This window comes from Mycobacterium sp. 5-140-3-2 (assembly GCF_035666375.1).
GTDB classification, from domain to species: domain Bacteria; phylum Actinomycetota; class Actinomycetes; order Mycobacteriales; family Mycobacteriaceae; genus Mycobacterium; species Mycobacterium intracellulare.
Window position 1 is genome coordinate 5039900 of record NZ_CP142025.1, and the last position, 22798, is coordinate 5062697.

Annotated in this window: 24 protein-coding genes and 1 riboswitch; of the genes, 11 read left to right on the forward strand and 13 right to left on the reverse strand. The window is 69.3% G+C overall.

Annotation, left to right across the window (positions count from 1 at the left end):
- Nucleotides 1–28: 28 nt before the first annotated feature.
- A complete protein-coding gene (locus P6281_RS23640; RefSeq protein WP_026071162.1) occupies nucleotides 29–454 on the reverse strand; it encodes a DUF2752 domain-containing protein in 426 nt (141 codons plus the stop codon).
- A 15-nt stretch (nucleotides 455–469) separates the two neighbouring features.
- Nucleotides 470–802, reverse strand: a complete 333-nt coding sequence (locus P6281_RS23645; protein WP_008261422.1) for a CD225/dispanin family protein — start codon at nucleotides 800–802, stop codon at nucleotides 470–472.
- 336 nt (nucleotides 803–1138) lie between these two features.
- Here P6281_RS23645 and P6281_RS23650 point away from each other — a divergent pair, with 336 nt between their 5' ends.
- Nucleotides 1139–1669: a hypothetical protein gene (locus tag P6281_RS23650; protein ID WP_008261424.1), complete on the forward strand. Its 531-nt coding sequence runs from the start codon at nucleotides 1139–1141 to the stop codon at nucleotides 1667–1669.
- Between the two features lie 60 nt (nucleotides 1670–1729).
- Complete coding sequence (locus P6281_RS23655; protein ID WP_014381282.1) at nucleotides 1730–2251, forward strand: hypothetical protein; 522 nt, start codon at nucleotides 1730–1732, stop codon at nucleotides 2249–2251.
- Between the two features lie 3 nt (nucleotides 2252–2254).
- Here P6281_RS23655 and P6281_RS23660 read toward each other — a convergent pair whose 3' ends face one another.
- Genes P6281_RS23660 through thiO form a run of 4 tightly spaced genes read right to left on the reverse strand, consistent with a single transcriptional unit; the run spans nucleotide 2255 to nucleotide 4998 of the window.
- The gene (locus tag P6281_RS23660; protein ID WP_014385910.1) at nucleotides 2255–3022 is read right to left on the reverse strand and encodes an SGNH/GDSL hydrolase family protein; all 768 of its coding nucleotides are present in this window, start codon (nucleotides 3020–3022) and stop codon (nucleotides 2255–2257) included.
- On the reverse strand, nucleotides 3019–3777 hold the full coding sequence (locus P6281_RS23665) for a thiazole synthase (protein ID WP_014385911.1): 759 nt from the start codon (nucleotides 3775–3777) through the stop codon (nucleotides 3019–3021). The genes P6281_RS23660 and P6281_RS23665 overlap by 4 nt, the downstream gene beginning before the upstream one ends.
- Nucleotides 3770–3979 carry a sulfur carrier protein ThiS gene (thiS, locus tag P6281_RS23670; RefSeq protein ID WP_008261432.1) on the reverse strand — a complete coding sequence of 70 codons (210 nt, stop codon included), beginning with the start codon at nucleotides 3977–3979 and terminating at the stop codon, nucleotides 3770–3772. Before thiS ends, P6281_RS23665 begins: the two co-directional genes overlap by 8 nt.
- Entirely contained in the window at nucleotides 3979–4998 is a 1020-nt protein-coding gene (gene thiO, locus P6281_RS23675; protein WP_026071161.1) for a glycine oxidase ThiO, read from the reverse strand. The genes thiS and thiO overlap by 1 nt, the downstream gene beginning before the upstream one ends.
- A 1-nt stretch (nucleotide 4999) precedes the next feature.
- A riboswitch (TPP riboswitch) is annotated at nucleotides 5000–5118 on the reverse strand.
- 48 nt (nucleotides 5119–5166) lie between these two features.
- Here thiO and thiE point away from each other — a divergent pair.
- Nucleotides 5167–5838, forward strand: a complete 672-nt coding sequence (gene thiE / locus P6281_RS23680) for a thiamine phosphate synthase (RefSeq protein ID WP_014383394.1) — start codon at nucleotides 5167–5169, stop codon at nucleotides 5836–5838.
- On the opposite strand, the gene P6281_RS23685 is transcribed toward thiE, so the two are convergent.
- Entirely contained in the window at nucleotides 5810–6442 is a 633-nt protein-coding gene (locus P6281_RS23685; protein WP_009952604.1) for an NUDIX hydrolase, read from the reverse strand. The two genes, thiE and P6281_RS23685, sit on opposite strands and share 29 nt — an antisense overlap.
- A 153-nt stretch (nucleotides 6443–6595) precedes the next feature.
- On the opposite strand from P6281_RS23685, the gene glnX reads away from it, so the two are divergent.
- The 4 genes from glnX (at nucleotide 6596) to P6281_RS23705 (ending at nucleotide 12399) form a co-directional block, all read left to right on the forward strand.
- Nucleotides 6596–7915 (forward strand): protein kinase G-activating protein GlnX, encoded by a 1320-nt coding sequence (gene glnX / locus P6281_RS23690; protein ID WP_008261439.1) that lies wholly within the window; start codon nucleotides 6596–6598, stop codon nucleotides 7913–7915.
- On the forward strand, nucleotides 7915–8892 hold the full coding sequence (locus P6281_RS23695) for a glutamate ABC transporter substrate-binding protein (protein ID WP_009952605.1): 978 nt from the start codon (nucleotides 7915–7917) through the stop codon (nucleotides 8890–8892). The genes glnX and P6281_RS23695 overlap by 1 nt, the downstream gene beginning before the upstream one ends.
- Nucleotides 8892–11180: a serine/threonine-protein kinase PknG gene (locus P6281_RS23700; protein WP_014383395.1), complete on the forward strand. Its 2289-nt coding sequence runs from the start codon at nucleotides 8892–8894 to the stop codon at nucleotides 11178–11180. The genes P6281_RS23695 and P6281_RS23700 overlap by 1 nt, the downstream gene beginning before the upstream one ends.
- Before the next feature lie 355 nt (nucleotides 11181–11535).
- Nucleotides 11536–12399, forward strand: coding sequence for an endonuclease domain-containing protein (locus P6281_RS23705; RefSeq protein WP_036389707.1), 864 nt, complete (start codon nucleotides 11536–11538; stop codon nucleotides 12397–12399).
- Between the two features lie 75 nt (nucleotides 12400–12474).
- Here P6281_RS23705 and P6281_RS23710 read toward each other — a convergent pair whose 3' ends face one another.
- The 3 genes from P6281_RS23710 to fgd are packed head-to-tail and all read right to left on the reverse strand — an operon-like array spanning nucleotide 12475 to nucleotide 16809.
- On the reverse strand, nucleotides 12475–13638 hold the full coding sequence (locus tag P6281_RS23710; RefSeq protein ID WP_014383396.1) for an acetate kinase: 1164 nt from the start codon (nucleotides 13636–13638) through the stop codon (nucleotides 12475–12477).
- Complete coding sequence (gene pta, locus P6281_RS23715) at nucleotides 13628–15787, reverse strand: phosphate acetyltransferase (protein WP_038537827.1); 2160 nt, start codon at nucleotides 15785–15787, stop codon at nucleotides 13628–13630. Before pta ends, P6281_RS23710 begins: the two co-directional genes overlap by 11 nt.
- A gap of 11 nt (nucleotides 15788–15798) precedes the next feature.
- Nucleotides 15799–16809, reverse strand: coding sequence for a glucose-6-phosphate dehydrogenase (coenzyme-F420) (fgd, locus tag P6281_RS23720; RefSeq protein WP_008261452.1), 1011 nt, complete (start codon nucleotides 16807–16809; stop codon nucleotides 15799–15801).
- Between the two features lie 191 nt (nucleotides 16810–17000).
- On the opposite strand from fgd, the gene P6281_RS23725 reads away from it, so the two are divergent.
- Nucleotides 17001–17750: an MBL fold metallo-hydrolase gene (locus tag P6281_RS23725; RefSeq protein WP_041785254.1), complete on the forward strand. Its 750-nt coding sequence runs from the start codon at nucleotides 17001–17003 to the stop codon at nucleotides 17748–17750.
- A gap of 107 nt (nucleotides 17751–17857) precedes the next feature.
- On the opposite strand, the gene P6281_RS23730 is transcribed toward P6281_RS23725, so the two are convergent.
- From P6281_RS23730 to P6281_RS23740, 3 genes are read right to left on the reverse strand one after another with little or no spacing between them, the layout of a single operon-like run.
- Nucleotides 17858–18361: a GNAT family N-acetyltransferase gene (locus P6281_RS23730; protein ID WP_014712475.1), complete on the reverse strand. Its 504-nt coding sequence runs from the start codon at nucleotides 18359–18361 to the stop codon at nucleotides 17858–17860.
- Between the two features lie 7 nt (nucleotides 18362–18368).
- A complete protein-coding gene (locus tag P6281_RS23735) occupies nucleotides 18369–19250 on the reverse strand; it encodes a class I SAM-dependent methyltransferase (protein ID WP_014383400.1) in 882 nt (293 codons plus the stop codon).
- A gap of 7 nt (nucleotides 19251–19257) precedes the next feature.
- Nucleotides 19258–19629: a DUF3054 domain-containing protein gene (locus P6281_RS23740; RefSeq protein WP_201407055.1), complete on the reverse strand. Its 372-nt coding sequence runs from the start codon at nucleotides 19627–19629 to the stop codon at nucleotides 19258–19260.
- Nucleotides 19630–19699: 70 nt separating this feature from the next.
- Here P6281_RS23740 and P6281_RS23745 point away from each other — a divergent pair, with 70 nt between their 5' ends.
- From P6281_RS23745 to P6281_RS23755, 3 genes are read left to right on the forward strand one after another with little or no spacing between them, the layout of a single operon-like run.
- Nucleotides 19700–20446, forward strand: coding sequence for an SDR family NAD(P)-dependent oxidoreductase (locus P6281_RS23745; RefSeq protein WP_014383402.1), 747 nt, complete (start codon nucleotides 19700–19702; stop codon nucleotides 20444–20446).
- Between the two features lie 16 nt (nucleotides 20447–20462).
- Nucleotides 20463–21647 (forward strand): acyl-CoA dehydrogenase, encoded by a 1185-nt coding sequence (locus P6281_RS23750; RefSeq protein WP_014712478.1) that lies wholly within the window; start codon nucleotides 20463–20465, stop codon nucleotides 21645–21647.
- On the forward strand, nucleotides 21647–22792 hold the full coding sequence (locus P6281_RS23755) for an acyl-CoA dehydrogenase family protein (RefSeq protein ID WP_014385918.1): 1146 nt from the start codon (nucleotides 21647–21649) through the stop codon (nucleotides 22790–22792). The genes P6281_RS23750 and P6281_RS23755 overlap by 1 nt, the downstream gene beginning before the upstream one ends.
- Nucleotides 22793–22798 lie beyond the last annotated feature (6 nt).

Here is a 22798-nt window from a genome sequence, read left to right on the forward strand (position 1 = left end):
GAGCGGGCGGGATCAGGACACGTCGGGATCAGACATACAGCGCAGTGAAGGGGGCGAAGGGAATGTTGCGCACCACGAACCACGCCAGCACCAATGACAGTGTCACGGCGGCGGCCCAGCGGCGGTGTTGCCAACTGCGGACCCGCCGGCCCACTACGTGTCCGTAGGTCCAGGCCAGGTACGCCCACACCAGCAGCACGACCGCCGCCAGGCCCAGAGCGTTGAACCTGGCGGCCGCCAACACATTGCCGTGCATGAGGGAATACAGCATGCGCAGGCTGCCGCAACCGGGACAGTCGATCCCCAACAACGCCTTGGTGGGGCATACCGGCAGCGGGCCGTTCGGGGTGGTCGGGTCACCCGCCCAGATGGCGGCGCACATCAACGTCGTGGATGCGGCCACCACTAGTGGTGCACCCAGGCCCGCGTGCGCCGCCCCCCGGCGGGTCACCAACATCGAGATCCGGGCTTAGAACATCGCGGCGAGCGCCGCGTTCGTGTTCGTGTTCAGCGCGCCGACCGACATCAAGATGACGTAGATGATGCCGACGACGACGCCGATGGCCGCCGACCAGATCGCCCATTTCTTGGCGCTCTCGGCCGATGCCTGCGCCTCGGCGTAGCGGCCCTGCGCCCACAACCCGTTGACCTGGCTGGATTTGACGATCGCCACGATCCCGAACGGAAGGCAGCAGAACAGGGTCACCAGAATCGACCACACCAGATAGTTGTTCGGCGCTTGGGCGGCCGGCTGCTGCGGCGGGTAACCGGGAGGCGGCGGCGGGGGCGGCGGTTGTGTCATGGATTCTCCACTCAGAGAAGTTAGCTGGCGTAAAGCGGTGCTAACCATACCCGCTCGGCGTCGCGTCGGCACTAGCAATGAAAAAATCCGATCCGCGCAACGACGACCGCGGCGCATCGGCGGCGTCGGCGCATCGGCCCGAAGACCCGATTGTCGCCCGGCCTCAACGTCATTCGATATTCGACGCGTCGAAATGCCCCTGCGGTCCGTTGCCCTGGGGCTTTGCGGGCGACGCCCCGAACTAATGCCCACACAGACAATTGCCGCCGGAACGTGTTGCATTACCACGACATAGCCCTACTATCCGTGTTAGCAACGGCCGTTAAGGAGCCATTCATGTCTGATTTCAGCAACGCGCTGAAGACGGCGATGGCAATGGCGCTCACGGCCGGTTTCGCGTTAGCGGGCGGCGTCACGGCGGCCGCCGACCCCGCCGGCACCGGCAACTCGTCGGACATCAACACGCTCGCGGCCACGCTCTCGAAGGGCTACGGCTTGAACAACTGCACCGCCCAGAACATCGACCGCGGCAGGCAACTGGCCGTACTCACGTGCGGACAAAGCCCCGATCCGAAAGGACCGGCACAGGCCAAGTACGTCCTGTTCACCAGCGCCGAGAACCTGGCCACCGCGTTTCGGGCCACCATCAAGGAGGACGTCCTGACGCCGTGCGGGGACGCCAACCAGTCGCCGTCCAGTTGGCACAAGGACGGTTCGGCCGCCAACGCCGGGCAGGCGGCGTGCGGCACATACCAAAACGCCGCCGAGATCATCTGGACGACGGACGCGAAAAACACGCTGAGCTACCTGCGTGCGTCCAACACCGACGTCAACGCGCTCTACCAGTGGTGGCGCGCCAACGGTTGACAATCTTCTTGGGGGGCAAGGGGTTTCTGCATCAACCACCCACAACCGCAGGGAGTCAAAATGTCACATCTGATCACCGCGCTGCGCGTCGCGTCGGCCGCAGCTTTCACGGGCGGTTTGGTCCTCGCGGGCAGCGCCACCGCGGTCGCCGAACCCAACACCGGTAGCGCCACGGACATGAACACGCTGGCGGCTTCGCTGTCGAAGGGCTACGGCCTGAACAACTGCAAGCCGCAGGAGCTGACCGAAACCGGCGAACTGGCCGAACTGCTTTGCGGGCAGAGCCCCGACTCCGGCGGACCCGGCTCCGGCGTCTACGCGCTCTTCTCCAACAGCACGAACCTGGGCTCTGCCTTCAGTTCCACCATCAAGGATGTGTCGCTGGCCGCGTGCGGGGACGCCGGGCAGTCGCCGGGAACGTGGAAGCAGAACGGCCAGACCGGCGGCCAGATCGCCTGCGGCACCTACAAGAACTACGCGACGTTGACCTGGACCACCGACGCCAAGAACGTGCTGGGTCACCTGACCGCGGCCAACGCCGACGTCAACGCGCTCTACCAGTGGTGGCGCACGAACGGCTGACGTTTACAGCTGAGCCGCAATCAAATCCGCTACCGCGCACATCCCGGCGGGATTCGGGTGCAACGGTGCGGGGCGACCCGGTAGCGGAACACCGTAGCGCGCCGGCAGCGTCGTCCACGGCTCCGCCGACCAGGCGTGGTGCTCGCGGCTGGCCGCGGCGGCGTGGACGATTCCGCAGCCGGCCGCCGCGGCGGCGTCGGCAGTCATCCTTTCCAGCGTGGCGGCCACGTGCCGGCCCAGGTCGGCGTCCGCGGGCGACAGCGGTGGGGCAGGCGTGCCCGCGGGCGGCAGCATCGTCAGGTAGTCGACGAAGAAGATCCGCGCCCCTGCGGATCGTTGACGCACCGCGCGGCCCACCGCGCACAGCGATTCGAACACCGCGTCGAGGGCCTGATCTCGCGCGTCGGGATCGAGCAGTTCGCGGATGCGGTCGCCCAACAGCGGCACGCGCCGCAGCGGGCGCGGCAGTGCGGCCGCCATCAACAGCGGTACGTAGCCGACGTCGTTGCCGCCGATGGTGATGGTGACCAGACCCTCCGAACCGTCCAGGGCGTCGACTTGCGCCGGCGCGCCGCGTTGACGCTCGGCGAGCACGTTCGCGGTGGTCGCACCGGAAAAGGTGACGTCGACAAGGTCGTAGCCGTATCGCCGGGCGATCAGGTGGGCATAGTTGCGGGCGGATCGGCCCGACCAGCGCGGGGCACCCGCGGCGCGCGGCCGGATACCGGGACCGGCGGCCATCGAACTGCCCAGCGCGACATAGCGTTTCATCGTTGGGGGCTCGAGGCCTGCGCCCAGAACCTCTTCGGGATCCGCCCGGCGCGCCGGGCCAGATAGCCGGCGGTGACGGCGGCCGACATCGCGGCGGCCATCGCGGGGGGGTCGGCGGCCCGGGTCACCGCGGAGGCCAACAGCACGGCGTCGCAACCCAATTCCATGGCCAGCGCGGCGTCGCTGGCGGTGCCGATGCCGGCGTCGAGCACCACCGGGACGTGGGCCCCGGCGACGATCATCTCGATGTTGTGCGGATTGGTGATGCCCAGCCCGGTCCCGATCGGCGATCCCAGCGGCATGACGGCCGCGCATCCGGCGTCCTCCAGCCGGCGCGCAAGCACGGGATCATCGTTGGTGTAGGGCAGCACGACGAACCCGTCGTCGACCAATTGCTCTGCCGCGCGCACCAATTCGACCGCGTCGGGCAGCAGCGTGCGCTCGTCGGCGATCACCTCGAGCTTGATCCAGTTGGTGTTCAACGCCTCGCGCGCCAGCTGCGCGGTGAGCACCGCCTCGGCGGCGCCGCGGCATCCCGCGGTGTTGGGCAGCGGCGTGATTCCGAGCCGGTTGAGCAGATCGAGCAACCCGGTGCCGCCCTCGGCGTCGACCCGGCGAATCGCGACGGTGGTCAGTTCCGTGCCCGACGCGACGAGCGCCTCTTCCAGCACCGCCAGGTTGCTCGCTCCCCCGGTCCCCATGATGAGCCGCGAGGCGAAGCTGCGGTCCGCGATGGTCAGTTTCGAGTCAGCCACCTTGCACCGCCGTCACCACTTCGAGACGCACGGGAGCGCCGGGAAGCTCCGAAAGCTCTGTCGCCCATCGTGATCGCGGCAGCACCGCGTCGTCCATCGCCACGGCGACGCCGCGGTCCGGGAAGCCCAGGGAATCGAGCAGCGCCGACACCGTGGTGTGCGCGTCGACGTCGACCTCTTTCTCGTTCACCAGGATGATCATTAGTGTGCTCCCACCGGTGCCAGTTCGGAAACGATCTGTTCTGCCGTCCAGGGCGCCAGCAGGAACCCCGACCGGCCGTGGCCGGCGGCGACCAGCGTGCGCGCGTCCAGGCGATGCACCAACGGCAGATTGTCGGGTGTCATCGGGCGCAGCCCGGCCCCGCACTCGGCTAGCTCGTATTCACCGAGCGCCGGCAGCACCGCGCAGGCGTCGTCGAGGAGGTCACGCACCCCCGAGACGACCGGGGCGGTGTCGCGCCCGTGCTCGTATTGGGTCGCGCCGACCACCACGCCGTCCGCGCGCGGCACCAGGTAGACCTGCCGGCCGTGCACCCGGGCGCGAATCACCCGCCGCGGCAACGGCATACAGCCTTTGCGCCACCGCAGTCGCAGCACCTCGCCCTTGACCGGGCGCACCGGCAGCCCGGGCCACAACGCCGGCGCGTCGATGCCGTTGGCGATCACCACCGCGTCGGCCTCGACCGCCGACAGGTCGTGCACCGGCGGCGCCCACCGCACCCCGAGACGCTCGCACTCCGCCTCGAGCGCGTCGAGCACCGCCCGGTTGTCCACGGCCAGCTCCGTGGGCGCCCGAAAGCCGTGCCGGATGCCCTGCGCGAGTAGGGGTTCCACGTCGCGGGCGGCCGACTCCCAGACCACGGGGTGTCCCTGAGCGGACAGCCAGTCCGCCACGGTGCGCAGGTCGGCGGCGTCGGCGCGGTCGACGGCCACCACCAGCGACTCGCGGGCGGTGACCACTCCGGCCGGCAGGCCGTCGAGGAAACCGCCGTCGCGCCACAACCGCAGGGATTCCAGGCCCAGCCGCAGCAATCGCTCTTCTCCCGGCCAGCCCTCGCTGTGCGGGGCCAGCATGCCGCCGGCGACCCAGGATGCGCCCCGCTCCCCGCTGCGGTGCACCCGCACCGACCAGCCGGCCTGGGCGGCACGGCGCGCCACCGCCAGCCCGATGACGCCGCCGCCGATGACAGCCAGCGACCCCAGCGGCGGGCCCGAAGGCATCCCGGTCATTGTCGAGCCTCCCTTCGCCGGCATGATCCGGATCAGGTGTGACGGTAAGGGCAGGTCCTCGCGGCTGTGCCCACTCTCAGCCCCGCTCCCGGGACTCCCGTGTCTGGTAATTCTCTGCGCTCCACGCTAGCGCGCTAGCGTCTCGGTGTGCAGCGCCCCATGGATAGACGACTCTCCGTCCTGGCCACCGCGCGGCTGTATCTGTGCACCGACGCGCGCCGTGAGCGCGGCGACCTGGCCGAGTTCGCCGACGCCGCCCTGGCCGGCGGCGTGGACATCATCCAGCTGCGCGACAAGGGGTCGGCCGGCGAGCAGCGGTTCGGGCCGCTGGAGGCGCGCGAGGAACTGGCCGCCTGCGAGATCCTGGCCGACGCCGCCCGCCGGCACGGCGCCCTGTTCGCGGTCAACGACCGCGCCGACATCGCCCGCGCGGCGGGCGCCGACGCGCTGCACCTCGGGCAGGGGGACCTGCCGCTGGACGTCGCGCGCGACATCGTCGGTCCGGACGTGCTGCTCGGGCTCTCCAGCCACAGCGCCGACCAGGCCGGCGCCGCGGCCGTCAGCGAAGCGGACTACTTCTGCGTCGGCCCCTGCTGGCCGACGCCCACCAAGCCGGACCGCGCGGCGCCGGGCCTGGGACTCGTCCGCGCCGCCGCCGGGCTCGGGACCGACAAACCGTGGTTCGCGATCGGCGGCATCGACGCGCAGCGACTGCCCGAGGTGCTCGACTCCGGCGCCCGCCGCGTGGTGGTGGTGCGAGCGATCACCGCGGCGTCCGACCCGCGGGCGGCCGCCCGGCGGCTCAGTTCGGCGCTGGCAGCAGCGAGCTGATCCGTCGGCTCAGCTGCGACGGAACCTCGTCGGCGTCACCCGGCATGCACCACACGAAGACGCCGGCCTCGACCTCGATCGTTCGGGGCAGATACTGCCGGCGTTCGTCGCCGTGGCCCAGCGGCAACAGCGCCGGCGCGGTGCGCAGCCGTTGCCAGCTGGCCGCGAAGCCCGGATGCAGGGGCAGGTCGGCCACCTCGTCCTCGGCCACCCACCGCATTTCCGCGCTTTCCCGGTTCGGGACGGTGTGCAACAACTCGTCGGCGTCGGCGACGACGGTCGTGTAGCTCCACCGCGTGCCGCCGATCCCGGCGACCTCGGCGGTGACCAGCGTCGCGCGCACGGCGAGCCGGTCGACGAGCAGCCCGGCCTCCTCGTTCGCCTCGCGGACCGCCGTCTGCTCGGGCGTCTCGTGGCTGTCCCGGGCCCCGCCCGGCAGCCCCCAGGTCCCGCCCTGATGGCTCCACACCGCCCGATGTTGCAGCAGCACCGCGGGCGTGCCGTCGGCTTGCGGGGCGCGCAGCAAAAGACCGGCGGCGCCGTACCGACCCCAGTAATGGGCGCCGCGCTCCGAGATCACCCAACCGTCGCCGTCGCCCTGCACGGATCAAGGATAGGCAGACTTGGTTCTTGGCGGTCTTCGGCGCGTCGGCAATTGCGTCGGCCTCCACCCATCCACCCGAACATGCTCTTAGACTTCGCTTATAGAGGTCCGTGCAGCGAAATCCAGTGGCCAAGAGATGAGGGCTGATCAGACGTGACGGTTGAGCTGGCGCATCCGTCGACCGAGCCGCAGGGATCGCGGTCACCGGCCGAACCAGCCCATCCCCGCTGGTGGTTCATCTCCACGACGCCGGGCCGCATCCTGACCATCGGCATCGTGCTGGCGGCCCTCGGCGGGATCAGCGCCTTCGCCACCTCGACCACCATCAACCACCGGCAACAGGTGCTCACCACGGTGCTCAACCACACCGAGCCGCTGTCGTTCGCGGCCGGGCGGCTCTACACCACGCTGTCGGTGGCCGACGCCGCCGCGGCCACGGCGTTCATCGCCGAAGCCGAACCGCCGCCCGTGCGGCAGCGCTACGAACAGGCCATCACCGACGCGGCCGTGGCCGTGACCAGGGCCTCCAGCGGGCTCACCGACGAACCGCAGGTGCAGCTGCTGGGCCGGATCAACGCCCAGCTGGCCGTCTATACCGGACTGATCGAGATCGCCCGAACCAACAACCGGGCGGGCAACCCGGTCGGTTCGTCGTACCTGTCAGAGGCATCGGGGCTGATGCAGTCGACGATCCTGCCCGACGCGGCGCGGCTGTACCGGGCCACCTCGGAGCGGGTGGACGTGGAAACCACGGCGTCGACCCAGATTCCGGCGCCGGTCATCATGGTCGTCGGCACCACCGTCGTCTTCGGCGCCTTCTCGCATCGCTGGCTGGCCCGGCGCACCCGGCGCCGGATCAACCCGGGCCTGGTCGTGGGCGCTCTCGCTATCCTCGTCATGGTGGTGTGGGTCGGGACTGCGCTAACCATCTCTACGACGGCAAGTCGTAGCGCGAAGGACACCGCCGCGGAGTCCCTCAAGACCGTCACCAACGTCGCGATCACCGCCCAGCAGGCGCGCGCCGACGAGACGCTGTCGCTGATCCGCCGCGGGGACGAGGAGAAGCGCAAGCAGTCGTTCTATCAGCGGATCGACTCGATGCACCGCCAGCTCGACCAGTACATGTCCCGCAGCGACGCCGTGGACAAACCGGACCTCGAGGGCGCCGACCAGCTGCTGCTGCGCTGGCGTCAGGCCAATGACCGGATCAGCTCGTACATCTCGGTGGGGAACTACCGCGCCGCCACCCAGGTCGCGCTGGGCAGCAGCGAGGAGGATTCCACCCCGGCGTTCGACAAGCTGGAAGACGAGCTGGTCAAGGCCATGGACCAGGGCCGCATCCACCTGCGCAACGACGTCATCAACGCGCGCAGCGGGCTCTCCGGCGCCCAGGTGGGCGGCGTGGTGCTCAGCCTCGGGGCGGCCATCGCGGTGGCGCTGGGCCTGTGGCCGCGGCTGAAAGAGTATCGATAATGATCCGCCTGCCCCTGCTGCGCCGGGCGTGCACCGTGGCCGCCACGGTTTGCGTGCTGGCGGGTTGCGGGCACACGGAATCGCTGCACGTCGCCAGCGTCCCGACGTTGCCGCCGCCCACCCCGGTCGGCATGGAACAGCTGCCGCCGCAGCCGCCGCTACCGCCCGACGGCCCCAATCAGGACTGCGACCTGACGGCCAGCCTGCGGCCCTTCCCCACCAAGGCCGAGGCCGACGCCGCGGTCGCCGACATCCGCGCGCGCGGCAGGCTGATCGTCGGGCTCGACATCGGCAGCAACCTGTTCAGCTTCCGCGACCCGATCACCGGCGAGATCACCGGGTTCGACGTCGACCTCGCCGGCGAGATCGCCCGCGACATCTTCGGCGCGCCGTCCCACGTCGAGTACCGGATCCTGTCGTCGGACGAGCGGGTCACCGCGCTGCAACGCGGCGAGGTCGACATCGTGGTCAAGACCATGACCATCACCTGCGACCGGCGCAAGCTGGTGAACTTCTCCACCGTCTACCTCGACGCCAACCAGCGCATCCTCGCCCCGCGCGACTCGTCGATCGTCAAGGTGAGCGACCTGTCGGGCAAACGCGTGTGCGTGGCCAAGGGCACCACCTCGCTGCACCGCATCCGGCAGATCGACCCGCCGCCGGTCATCGTGTCGGTGGTCAACTGGGCCGACTGCCTGGTCGCGATGCAGCAGCGCGAGATCGACGCCGTGAGCACCGACGACTCGATCCTGGCCGGGCTGGTCGAAGAGGACCCTTACCTGCACATCGTCGGCCCCAACATGGCCACGCAGCCCTACGGCATCGGCATCAACCTGAACAACACTCCCCTGGTGCGGTTCGTCAACGGGACCCTGGAAAGGATCCGCCGCGACGGCACGTGGAACACGTTGTACCGCAAGTGGTTGACCGTGCTGGGCCCCGCGCCGGCCCCGCCCACACCGAGGTATCTGGACTGATGGCCGAGCCGGACAAGCAATCCGAGAAGCCGGAATCGGGCCCGGAAGCGGTGGAAGACGTGAATCCCGGCACCCAGCCGGCGGAGGTCCAGACCGGCGCCTCGACGGGGCGGCTGCAGGCCACGCAGGCGCTGTTTCGGCCCGACTTCGACGATGACGACGACGACTTTCCGCACATCGCGCTGGGCGCCCTTGACACCGACACCGGCGACCGCATGACGGTGGCGACGCGGGCGCTGCCCGCGGTCCGACAGCTCGGCGGTGGACTCGTCGAGATCCCGCGGGGACGCGACATCGACCCCCGCGAAGCGCTGATGACCAACCCGGTGGTCCCCGAGTCCAAGCGCTTCTGCTGGAACTGCGGGAAGCCGGTGGGCCGGTCCAGCAAGAAGAGCAAGGGCACGTCGGAGGGTTGGTGCCCGGCCTGCGGCAGCCCGTATTCGTTTCTGCCGCAACTCAATCCCGGCGACATCGTCGCCGGCCAGTACGAGGTCAAGGGGTGCATCGCGCACGGCGGGCTGGGCTGGGTGTATCTGGCCGTCGACAAAAACGTCAACGACCGGCCGGTCGTGCTCAAAGGTCTCGTCCACTCCGGCGACGCGGAGGCGCAGGCGATCGCGATGGCCGAACGGCAGTTCCTGGCCGAGGTGGTCCACCCGCAGATCGTGCAGATCTTCAACTTCGTCGAACACAAGGACCAGCACGGCAATCCGGTCGGCTACATCGTCATGGAGTACGTCGGCGGGCAGTCGCTCAAGCACGGGAAGGGCGAGAAGCTTCCGGTCGCCGAGGCCATCGCCTACCTGCTGGAAATCCTGCCCGCGCTGAGCTATCTGCACTCCATCGGCCTGGTCTACAACGACCTGAAGCCGGAGAACATCATGCTCACCGAGGAGCAGCTCAAGCTCATCGACCTGGGCGCGGTGTCGCGGATCAATTCGTTCGGATACCTTTACGGCACACCGGGTTTCCAGGCGCCGGAGATTGTGCGCACCGGCCCGACGGTCGCCACCGACATCTATACGGTGGGCCGCACGCTGGCGGCGCTCACGCTCAACCTGCGCACCCGCAACGGCCGTTACGTCGACGGCCTGCCCGAGCACGACCCGGTGCTGAGCACCTACGACTCGTTCCACCGGTTGCTGCGCCGCGCCACCGATCCCGACCCGCGTCGCCGGTTCGCCAGCACCGAGGAGATGTCGGCGCAGTTGATCGGCGTGCTGCGTGAGGTGGTCGCCCACGACACCGGGGTGCCGCGGCCCGGCCTGTCGACGATCTTCTCCCCCAGCCGCTCCACGTTCGGGGTGGATCTGCTGGTCGCGCACACCGACGTGTACCTGGACGGGCAGGTCCATTCGGAGAAGCTGACCGCCCGCGAAATCGTCACCGCACTGCAAGTGCCGCTGGTCAATCCGGCCGACGTCGCCGCGTCGGTGCTGCAGGCGACGGTGTTGTCGCAGCCGGTGCAGACGCTGGACTCGTTGCGCGCGGCCCGGCACGGGACGCTGGACGCCGACGGCGCCGAGCTGTCCGAGTCGGTCGAGCTACCGCTGATGGAGGTGCGCGCGCTGCTGGATCTCGGCGACGTCGCCAAGGCCACCCGCAAGCTCGAGGACCTGGCCGAGCGGGTGGGTTGGCAGTGGCGGCTGGTCTGGTACAAGGCGGTGGCCGACCTGCTCACCGGTGATTACGATTCGGCCACAACACATTTCACCGAGGTGCTGGACACGTTCCCGGGTGAGCTCGCACCGAAGCTGGCGCTGGCCGCCACCGCCGAGCTGGCCGGCGACGTCGACGAGCACAAGCATTACGAGACGGTGTGGAAGACCAACGACGGCGTGATCTCGGCGGCCTTCGGGTTGGCCAGATCGCTGTCCGCGGAAGGTGATCGGGCCGCCGCGGTGCGCACGCTGGACGAGGTGCCGGCCACCTCCCGGCACTTCACCACCGCGCGCCTGACGAGCGCGGTGACGCTGCTGTCCGGCCGGTCCAAGAGCGAGATCACCGAGGAGGACATCCGGGACGCGGCGCGACGGGTGGAGGCGCTGCCGCCCACCGAACCACGCGTGTTGCAGATCCGGGCGCTGGTGCTGGGCTGTGCGATGGACTGGTTGGAGGACAACAAGGCCAGCACGAATCACATCCTGGGCTTTCCGTTCACCGAGCACGGGCTGCGGCTGGGCGTCGAGGCGGCGCTGCGCAATCTGGCCCGCGTCGCCCCCACGCAGCGGCATCGCTACGAGCTGGTGGACATGGCCAACCGGGTGCGGCCCACGAGCACGTTCTGAGGTATTTGCGGGTTTGCCGGTTTGCGCCGCCTGGCGGTTTTCCCGTGTCGGCCCTTCGCGCGTCGGCCTTTCGCGCGTCGGTCTTTCCCGCGTCGGCCTTTCCCGCGTCGGCCCTTCGCCGTCGAGTGTGAATCCTGGGCGTTCAGTGTGAACCCTGGGCGGCGACACGCCGACAAACCCCGACGTGGGTTCACACTGAAAGCCGTGAGTTCACACTCAAAGTCGGTGATTCACAGTCGATTTAGCCGGGGCCTCGCGGACCCGGCGTCAGCCCGTCCGGCGGCTTGCCGTCGCGTGGCCCGCCCTGTGCACAGACGCACTCGCCGACCGTGGTTGACGTGCAATCGTTCGCGGCATGAGACGAGTGCCGTTCATCGGCAGCGAGGAGTTGGCGTCGGGAAGTCTCAGCCGCCACCAGCTGCGGATGTCCTACCGAGCGGTGTTTCCGAACGTCTACGTGCCGACGCATGCCGAGGTGCCGCTCGAATTGCGCATTCGGGCGGCCTGGCTGTGGTCGGGGCGGAGGGCGGTCATCGGCGGAGCCGCCGCGGCCGCGCTGCATGGCGCCCAGTGGATCCCCGACAACGTCCCGGTCGAGCTGATACACACCAACACTCATCCTCCCCGCGGCGTGCTGACACGCCGGGAAACGCTGTGCGCCGGCGAGACCCAGATCCGCGACGGGCTCGCCGTCACCACTCCGGAGCGGACCGCTTTCGACATCGGACGGCGCGGCGCGGTGCGCTCGGCCGTGGTGAGGCTGGACGCGCTCGCCCGGGCAACGGGTTTCAAGGTCGACGACGTGCTGGATGTTGCGGCGGCGCATCCTCGCGCACCCGGCGTGCGGCGATTGGAGGTCGCGCTCGACCTGGTCGACCCCGGCGCTCAGTCCCCCAGGGAGAGCTATCTGCGACTGCTCCTCATCGACGCCGGCCTGGCCCGGCCGCAGACGCAGATCCCGGTGCTGGGCGCCGACGGCCTACCGTTCGCCTACCTGGATCTGGGCTGGGAGGAATCGCTGGTGGCTGTCGAGTACGACGGCGATCACCACCGCACCGACCGGCGCCAATTCGTCAAAGACCTCCGGCGCATGGAGATGCTCGAGGAGATGGGCTGGACCATAGTCCGGGTGGTCGCCGAGGATCGCCCGGCCAGCATCCTGCGCCGGGTGCGCGAGGCGCTCGCGAAATCGAGTGTGAACCTGGGGCTTTCGGTGTGAACCTACGGCGTCGATTATCGGCGTGTCGCCGCCGACGGTTCACGATCAAAGCCCAGGATGCACACTCGACGCCCGCTAGGAGCCCGCCAGCACGTTTACGCAGTCGCGGGCGATGGCGAGCTCTTCGTTGGTCGGGATCACCAGGACGGCGATCGGCGAATCGTCGGCGGAGATCTGCCGCGCACCCTTGCCGCCACCGAGGTTGCGGCGCTCGTCGAGCACGATGCCCAGCTCCTCCATGCCCGCGACCGCGTCGCGGCGCACCGCCGCGTCGTTCTCGCCGATCCCCGCGGTAAAGCTGATGACGTCGGTGTGCCCCAGCACCGCCAGGTAGGCGCCGACGTACTTGCGCAGCCGATGCGTGAACACGCTATAGGCCAATTGCGCTGACTCGTCACCGGATTCGATCATCCTTCGCAGCCGGCGGAAGTCGCGCTCACCGGACAGGCCCAGCACCCCGGATCGCTTGTTGAGCATGGTCTCGACGTCGTCGACGCCCATCCCGGCGGTGTGGGACAGGTAGCTGACGACGCTGGGATCGATGTCCCCGCTGCGGGTGCCCATCACCAGCCCCTCCAGCGGTGTGAGGCCCATCGAGGTGTCGATCGGCCGGGTGCCGGCGATCGCCGAGGCCGAGCAGCCGTTACCCAGGTGCAGCACAATCTGTTTCAGGTCGCCGGGCGGCCTGTCCAGGAAGGCGGCGGCCTGCTCGCTGACGTAGCGGTGCGAGGTGCCGTGAAACCCGTACCGGCGGATCTGATGCCGCTGCGCCAGGTCGCGGTCGATGGCGTAGGTCGCGGCAGCGGGCGGCAGGTCGTGGAAGAACCCGGTGTCGAAGACCGCGATGTGCGGAATGTCGGGCAGCAGCCGCCGGGCGACCTCGATTCCCTTGAGCGAGGGAGGGTTGTGCAGCGGCGCCAGGTCCGACAGTTCGCCGAGCCGGGCGATCACCGCGTCGTCCAGCGGGGTGGGCTCGTAGAAGGCGTTGCCGCCGTGCACCACTCGATGGCCGACCGCGACGACGCCGCATGTCTTGAGGTCGATGCCGTCGTCGGCCAGCGTGTCGAACGCGCGGCGCAGCGCGGCGTCATGGTCGGGGACGGGAGACCCCTCTTCGCCGATGCGTTCCACGAGGCCGGTCGAGAGCGCCGTGCCCGAATCGGGATCGACCAGCTGAAACTTCACCGACGACGAGCCGGAGTTGATCACCAGCACCAGGCGCGCGCTGCTACTTCCCATCGGGGCCGCCCTGCGCCTGAATCGCGGTGATGGCAACGGTGTTCACGATGTCCTCGACCAGCGCGCCCCGCGACAGGTCGTTCACCGGCTTGCGCAGACCCTGCAGCACGGGTCCGATGGCGAGGGCTCCGGCGCTGCGCTGGACCGCCTTGTAGGTGTTGTTGCCGGTGTTGAGGTCGGGGAAGATCAGCACCGTGGCGCGCCCGGCCACCGGCGAGTCGCGCAGCTTGGTGGCCGCGACCGACGGTTCGATCGCCGCGTCGTACTGGATGGGGCCCTCCACCGGCAGGTCGGGGTTGCGCTCTCGCACCAATTGCGTTGCCGTTCTGACCTTGTCGACGTCGGCACCGGAGCCGGAGTCGCCGGTCGAGTAGGACAGCATCGCGACCCGCGGTTCGATGCCGAATTGTGCGGCGGTGCGCGCCGAGGAGATTGCGATGTCGGCCAGCTGCTCCGGTGTCGGATTGGGAATGATCGCGCAATCGCCGTAGGCCAGGACACGATCGGGCAGGCACATCAGGAAGATGCTGGACACGGTGGACACGTCCGGGACGGTCTTGATGATCTCGAACGCGGGCCGCACAGTGTGCGCGGTGGTGTGGGCGGCGCCGGACACCATGCCGTCGACCATCCCGTTGTGCACCATCATGGTGCCGAAGTACGTTGTGTCGCGCATGATCTCGCGCGCCTGCTCGACGGTGACCCCCTTCGCCTTGCGCAACTGCGCATACTGGTCGGCGAACTCGTCGCGCAGCCGGCTGGCGCGCGGATCGATCACCGTCACGTCGGCCAGGTCCACCCCGAGTTCGCCCGCGCGCTGGCGGATTTGGGCCTCGTCGCCCAGGATGGTCAGGTCGGCGACGCGGCGTTGCAGCACCCGCCCGGCCGAGCGCAGGATGCGGTCGTCGTCGCCCTCGGGCAGCACGATGTGCCTGCGATCCGAACGCGCCTGCAGCGTCAGCTGATGGATGAACATCTGCGGCGTGGTCACGGTGGGGATCGGAATGGCAAGCTGCGCCAGCAGATCGGTGATGTCGACGTGGCCGTCCATCAGCTCGACCGCGGTGTCGATCTTGCGTTGCGACGCCGCCGTGACCCTGCCCCGGGCGGAGGCCGCCGCGCTGGCGGTGTCGTAGGTGCCCAGCGCGGTGGCGACGATCGGCAGCCGCAGCCGCAGCCCGGCGACCAGGGCCGCGATGGACGGGTGCAGCTCGAAGCCGCCGTTGAGGACGATGCACGACAGGGACGGAAACCCTTCCGCGGCATGGGCGCTCGCGACGGCGAGCACCACGTCCGAGCGGTCGCCGGGGGTGATGACCGCCATTCCGTCGCGCAGCCGTTCCAGGACGTGGTCGGCGGTCATCCCGGCCACCATCACACCGGTGACCTCGCGTTCGCGCAGCGACTCTTCGCCGCTGACCGGCGTCCCGCGCACCGCGCTCTGAAGCTCGGCCACCGTCGGCGCCGACAACAGCGGTTCGTCGGGCAGGACGTAGCTGCGCAGGGACGATGGCCGCAGCGCCTCGTCCAACTTCTTCCGGATGGCGTCCAGCTCGGCCGGTTCGCAGCGGTTGGCCACCACCGCCGCGGTGTGGGCGTGCTGAGCGTCCAGCTCGGCCAGGCACACCTTGACGACGTCGGCCACCTCACCGGCGGTGCGGCCCTTGCCGCTGACCGTCAGCAGCAGCGGCGCGCCGAGGTTGACCGCGATGCGCGCGTTGGTGGAAAGCTCCGCGGGTCGAATCGCCTGTCCGAGTTCGGAATAATCGCTGCCGACGATCACCACGACGTCGCACTTCTCGGCGACGGCGTGGTAGGCGTCGACGATGGCGGCGATCGCCGCGTCGCCGTCCGCGTGCAGCTGCTGGTAGGTGACGCCGACGCATTGCTCGTACGACAGGCCCGCCGTGGTGCGCGACAGCAGCAGTTCCAGGATGTAGTCGCGATTTTCCAGGTCCTGCGGCGACCCGCTGCGCCCGGCTTCGCCGCGTTGGCGATCGCCGCCATCTGAACGCGTAATGGGCCGGAACACACCGACTTTCGCGACCGTCGCGGTCAGCCGGTGCAGCAGGCCCAGCGCGATCGTCGACTTTCCGGTCTCCGGCTCGGGCGCGGCGATGTAGATTGCCGTTGCGGCGCCCGAGACCACTCGTCCGCCCCTCAGGCCAGCCGCCGCAGCCGCGGCGCCAGGTCCTTCTCGAAGAGGTCCAGGAACCGGCGCTGGTCGTGACCGGGCGCGTGGAACACCAGGTGGTTGAGGCCCCACTTCACGTACTGGCCGACCTTTTCGACCGCCTCGTCGGGATCGGATGCCACGATCCAGCGCTTGGCGACCTGCTCGATCGGCAGCGCGTCGGCGGCCTTCTCCATCTCGATCGGGTCGTCGATGCTGTGCTTCTGTTCGGCGGTCAGCGACAGGGGCGCCCAGAACCGGGTGTTCTCCAGCGCCAGTTTGGGATCGGGGTCATAGGAGATCTTGATCTCGATCATCTTGTCGATGTCGTCGACGTTGCGGTCGTTGATCGCGGCGCCCTCCTTGACGGCGGGGATCAGCTTGTCCTTGTAGAGCTCCTCGCCCTTGCCGGAGGTGCAGATGAAGCCGTCGCCGGCGCGCCCCGCGTACTTGGCGACCGCGGGGCCCCCGGCCGCGACGTAGATCGGGACCCCGCCCTCGGGCACGTCGTAGATCGAGGCGCCCTTGAGCCGGTAGTACTCGCCGTCGAAGTCGACGCGGTCGCCGCGCCACAGCTCGCGCATCAACCGCACCGACTCGCGCAGCCTGGCGAACCGCTCCTTGAACTCTGGCCAGTCGCCCTCGTATCCCGTGGCGATCTCGTTCAGCGCCTCGCCGGTACCGACCCCGAGGAAGATGCGGTCCGGGTACAGGCAGGCCATGGTGGCGAAGGCCTGCGCGATGACGGCGGGGTTGTAGCGGAAGGTCGGGGTGAGCACGGAGGTGCCCAGCGTGATCCGCTTCGTGCGTTCGCCGACCGCGGTCATCCAGGCCAGCGAGAACGGCGCGTGCCCGCCCTCGTGCCGCCACGGCTGGAAATGGTCACTGACCGTTGCGCTGTCCATGCCGTGACCTTCGGCGGCGACGGCAAGCTCGACGAGCTCGCGCGGTGCAAATTGTTCGGCGGACGCTTTGTATCCGAGTTTCAGTTCAGCCACGAGTTCTTTCTACTCCTGTGCTGATGGTCGCGACCCGCCGCGCCCGGCGAAACGCCGCGCTTGCGATCGCTCCTGTGCTGACGGTCGCGACCCGCCGCGCCCGGCTACGCCGCGCTTGCGATCGCTCCTGTGCTGACGGTCGCGACCCGCCGCGCCCGGCTACGCCGCGCCTCAGACCTACACTCGCGGGCATGGGACCGGCGCCAACTCTTGTTCAAGCCACCGACACGGTGCACCTCGCCCGGGGCGACGCCGTCAACTGGACGATCGTTGCCGACGACACCGGCGTGATGCTGATCGACGCCGGCTATCCGGGGGACCGCCCCGACGTGCTGGCGTCGCTGCGCGAGCTGGGCTTCGACGCCGGAGACGTGCGTGCCATCCTGCTTACCCACGCCCACATCGACCACCTGGGCTCGGCGATCTGGTTCGCCAACGAATACGGCACCGACGTGTATTGCCACGCCGACGAGGTGGGGCACGCCAAGCGCGAATACCTGGAGCAGGCCTCGGTTTTCGATGTCGCCGTTCGCATTTGGCGGCCGCGCTGGGCGGCGTGGGGGTTGCACGTGGTGCGCAGCGGCGGCCTGATCCGCGACGGCATCCCGTCGACGCGGCCGCTGACCGCCGACGTGGCCGCAGGCTTGCCCGGGCATCCGATGGCCGTTTTCACCCCGGGGCACACCAGCGGGCACTGCTCGTACGTGGTCGACGGGGTCCTGGTCAGCGGCGACGCCCTGATCACCGGCCACCCCCTGCTCAAGCACGACGGGCCGCAGCTGCTGCCGGAGGTGTTCAGCCACAGCCAGCAGAATTCGCTGCGTAGCCTGGACGCGTTGGCCCTGCTCGACACCGAGGTGTTGCTGCCGGGGCACGGCGACGTGTGGCGCGGCCCGATCCGCGAGGCGACGGCCCGGGCCATCTCGCTGGCCGGCGGTTGATGGCCTCGGGCCAGATCATCGCCACGGAAACAGACCGGCCCGTGAAGGTTCTGAACCCGTTGTGACGGTTGTCAACTCGATCGCGCCGGTCTGGGCGTCGGCGCCGGCTATGCCAGCCACTTCTCGAAGGCGATCGGGATGAACGGCCCCCAGGACGGCAGCGGGTCCGGCGCCACCCGGGTGTAGCCCGTCGCGTCGTAGAGCGCCTCGGCCTCGGGCTGCCGGTTGCCGGTGATCAAGTAGAGCCGCCGGTACCCGCGCGCCAGGGTCTCGGCCTCGAGCGCGGCCAGCAACGCCCGCGCATAGCCGCGGCGCCGATGGGCGGCGTCGGTCCAGATCCGCTTGAGTTCGGCGGTGTGGGCGTCGTAGCGGCGAAACGCGCCGCCGGTCACCGGCACTCCGCCCACCACGCCGATCAACAACCCGCCGTCCGGCGGTGCCAGTTCGGCCTCCGGCACGGGCAGCCAGGACAGATGCGTGCTCGGCGTGCCGCCGTAGCGCTCCGCGTACTCGACGGCCAACTCGGCCAACAGAGGTTGGGCCAGCGGATCGTCGTGGGGCGCCGAGACGAACCGCAACCGGCCGTCTGGCGGAATGGATTCCGGCATCATCGAAAACTCAAACGCGTGTCGCGGTGACATATTCCGGGATGAACTCCGCGTCGCCGCGCCCGGTGCGCCGCCGCTTGCCCAGCCCCATGGTGCGCAGCAAGTCGGCGATGTCACGCCCGCGCGTTTCCCAGCCGTGGGCCGCCAAATACTCAGGGACATAGTGGTATTCGCCCGGATAGGTCAGGCTGGCCAGATCGACGTCGAGGCCGCGCCGCCGCCAGCCGTCGACGAAGGCGCGTTCGGCCCCCAGCTGCAACGGATTCCAGGTGGGCATGTGATCGGCGGCCAACCGGCTGCCGAGGGCGCTCGCCGCGGTGACGCCGCGCAGCAACCGGCTCTGCTCCTGGGGCGGCAGATACCCGACGAGCAACTGCTCGGCGACCCACACCGTGGGCTGGGCGGCGTCAAAACCCACCCGCCGCAACGCCGCCGGCCAATCGTCGCGCAGGTCGATGCCGACCGCGCATCGGTTGGTGGCCAGGGTGGCGTCCAGCCCCCGAAGCACGTCGGACTTGAAGTCGAGCACCTGCGGCCGATCGATCTCGTAGACCGTCGTCCCCCGCGGCCACCACAGCCGGTAGGCCCGGCTGTCCAGGCCCGACGCCAGGATCACCACCTGGCGAATGCCCGCCCGGCCCGCGTCGGCCAAAAATTCGTCGACGAAGCGGGTGTGCGCCGCCAGCGCGTCCATCAGTGCCGTCATCGCCGCGTCGTCGCCGTCGTCGGCCGCGAACGCGTGGTCCTTGATCGCCCGGGTGAGGTAGTCGATCCCGACCGCGCACAACAACGGCTCGGCGAACGGGTCGTTCAGCAGGCCCTTGTCGGTGGCCACGGCCCGCGCGGCGGCCCCGAACGTCGCGGTCACCTCCACATCGGCCGTCGGTGCCATCGCGCGCTCAGACGTCGGAGCGGCGCCGCAGGGTAAGCCCCACGGCCACTCGCCAGCCCAGCAATAACAACGCGGTGACCGCCGTCGCCACCACGACGAAACTGGCGGTCACGCCCGCAGACGTCGCCTTGCGCAGCACCATGCCGACGACGACGGTGGACAACCAGACGACGACCCCGGTGGGCGCCACGGCGGTGGGCCGCCGCCAGCCGCGTGCGGCCAGCCAACCGACGGCGGTGCCGGTGAGAAACGGCCACGCCGTCGTGGCGATGCCGGTGAGGTTGAGCCCTTCGTCATGACTGCGGCGCCCCAGGGCGCAGAACACCAGCACGCCGACGACGTCCACGGCCAGCCAGCCCAGCCATCGGAGCCTAAGCATGCAGCGAGACTACCGGGGCAGGGCCTCGATCCTTGACCCGGCGGCCGCGGTGAACCTAGATTCGTCAGCGATGAATACCCATTCACCTGATGGCCTCGCGGTGGTGACCGGCGCCGGTTCCGGCATCGGCAGGGCGATCGCGCTCGGACTCGCCGCCCGCGGCGACCGCGTGGTGGCCGCGGACCTCGACGAGGCGGCGGCCTCGGCCACCGCCGGGGAACACCCCGACAAGATCACCGCGCTGCCGGTGGACGTGGCCGACCCGGATCAAGTCAACGCGCTGCGGGATCGCATCAACGCCGACCTCGGGGTGCCCAACATCGTCGTCAACGCCGCCGGATGGGACCGCACTGACCAATTCCTCAATGCCACGGCGGAATTCGCGCAGAAGGTGGTCGCGATCAACTACCTGGGGCCGGTGCATGTCTGCTCGGCGTTCCTGCCGGGGATGATCGAGACGCACGGCGGCGGGCGCGTGGTCAACCTGGCCAGTGACGCCGGCCGGGTGGGCAGCGCGGGCGAGAGCATCTACGCCGGCGCTAAGGGCGGGGTGATCGCCCTGACCAAGTCGCTGGCCCGCGAGATGGCGCGTCACCAGATCACGGTGAACTGCGTGTGCCCCGGACCGACCGACACGCCGCTGTTTCACGCGCAGCCCGAGAAGCTGAAGGAGGCACTGGTCAAGGCAATCCCGTTCCGCCGCCTGGCCCGGCCCGACGAGGTCGCCGCGCCGGTGTTGTTCTTCGCGTCGGAGGCCGCCTCGTTCATCACCGGACAGGTGATCAGCGTCAGCGGCGGTTTGACGATGGCCGGCTAGTGGCAGGCTGACGTCTATGAACAACAAAACGCCACCCGCCTTCGACCGCTACGACCCGCTCGGCCTGGACGCCTCCCTGTCCGACGACGAACGCGCCGTGCGCGAGACCGTCCGGGAATTCTGCGCCGAGCACGTCCTGCCCCACGTCGCGGAGTGGTTCGAGATCGGCGACCTCCCGGTCCGCGAACTCGCCAAGGGGTTCGGCCAGCTGGGGCTGCTGGGCATGCACCTGGACGGGTACGGCTGCGGCGGGGCCTCCGCCGTGCACTACGGGCTGGCCTGCGTCGAGCTCGAGGCCGCCGACTCCGGCATTCGATCGATGGTCTCGGTGCAGGGCTCGCTGGCGATGTTCGCGATCTGGAATTTCGGGTCCGAGGAGCAGAAGCAGGAATGGTTGCCGGGCATGGCCACCGGCGAGCTGCTCGGCTGCTTCGGGCTGACCGAGCCCGACGTCGGATCCGACCCCGCCGCGATGAAAACCCGTGCGCGACGGGATGGTTCGGACTGGGTGCTCACCGGCCGCAAGTTGTGGATCACCAACGGCTCGGTGGCCGACGTCGCGGTCGTGTGGGCCAACACCGATGACGGGGTCCGCGGTTTCATCGTGCCCACCAAGACGGCGGGCTTCAGCGCCAACACCATTCACCACAAGCTGTCGTTGCGGGCCTCGATCACCAGCGAGCTGGTGCTCGACGACGTGCGGCTGCCCGCCAAGGCGATGCTGCCCGAGGCCAAGGGGCTGCGCGGGCCGCTGTCGTGCCTGTCCGAGGCCCGGTACGGAATCATCTGGGGCTCCATGGGAGCCGCGCGCTCGGCCTGGCAGGCGGCCCTCGACTACGCCACGCAGCGCACCCAGTTCGGCCGCCCGATCGCCGGATTCCAGTTGACCCAGGCCAAACTCGTCGACATGGCCGTCGAACTGCACAAGGGCCAGCTGCTGTCGCTGCACCTCGGCCGCCTCAAGGACAGTGTGGGCCTGCGTCCCGAGCAGGTGAGCTTCGGCAAGCTGAACAACACCCGGGAGGCGATCGAGATCTGCCGGACCGCCCGAACGATACTGGGCGGCAACGGGATATCGCTGGAGTATCCCGTGATCCGGCACATGGTCAACCTGGAATCGGTGCTGACCTACGAGGGCACACCGGAGATGCATCAGCTGGTCCTCGGCCAGGCGTTCACCGGCAGCGACGCCTTCCGCTGATGAGCCGGCTGACCTACACGCACGAGCATCACCAGTTCCGGGAACTGGTACGGGATTTCGTGCGGCAGACGGTCGCGCCCAACCACGAGAGCTGGGAACGCGACGGCCAGTGGGACCGCTCGCTGTTCATCGAGGCGGGCAAGCTTGGGCTGCTGGGCTTTTCGGTGCCCGAGCATCTCGGCGGCCCGGGGGTGGACGACTTCCGCTACAACGCGATCGTGATCGACGAGTTGCAGCGGGCCGGGGCGGCCGCGGAGGCCATCGCCTTCACGCTGCAAAACGACGTGGTGCTGCCCTATCTCACCGACTTGACGACCCCGGAGCAGCAACAGCGCTGGCTGCCCGGCGTGGTCACCGGCGAGACCGTGCTCGGCATCGGGATGACCGAGCCCGGCACCGGCAGCGATCTGGCCGGGATCCGCACGACCGCGGTGCGAGACGGCGACGACTACGTCGTCAACGGCGCCAAGACGTTCATCTCCAACGGTCAGGTCGGGGACCTGTTCGTCATCGCCGCGCGCACCTCGCCGGATCGCCATCAGGGACTGTCGCTTCTGGTGGTCGACGCCGACACCCCGGGCTTTTCCCGCGGCCGCAACCTGGAGAAGATCGGCCTGCACGCCCAGGACACCAGCGAGCTCACCTTCACCGATATGCGGGTGCCGAAGGACAACCTGCTCGAATCAGAGGGCCGCGGCTTCTATCAGTTGATGAAGAACCTGCCTCAGGAGCGGCTCGCGCTCGGTGTCGGGGCGGTGGCCGCCGCGGAAACGATCCTGGCCGCAACCCTCGACTACGTCCGCGATCGCACGGCCTTCGGATCACCGATCGCCAGCTTCCAGCACAGCCAATTCGTGCTCGCCGAGTTGGCCACCGAAATCGACGTCGCGCGAACGTATCTCGACGACTGCCTCGCCGAGCACCTCGAGGGCGAGCTGACGGCAGCCCGGGCCGCCCGGCTGAAATGGTGGACGACCGACCTGCAGGTGCGCACCGCCGACCGCTGCCTGCAGTTGCACGGCGGGTACGGCTACATGCGCGAGTACAGCGTGGCGCGCGCGTTCGTCGACGCCCGCATCCAAACCATCTACGGCGGCACCAACGAGATCATGAAGACGATCATCGCCAAGGACCTGGGCCTGTAGGGACAG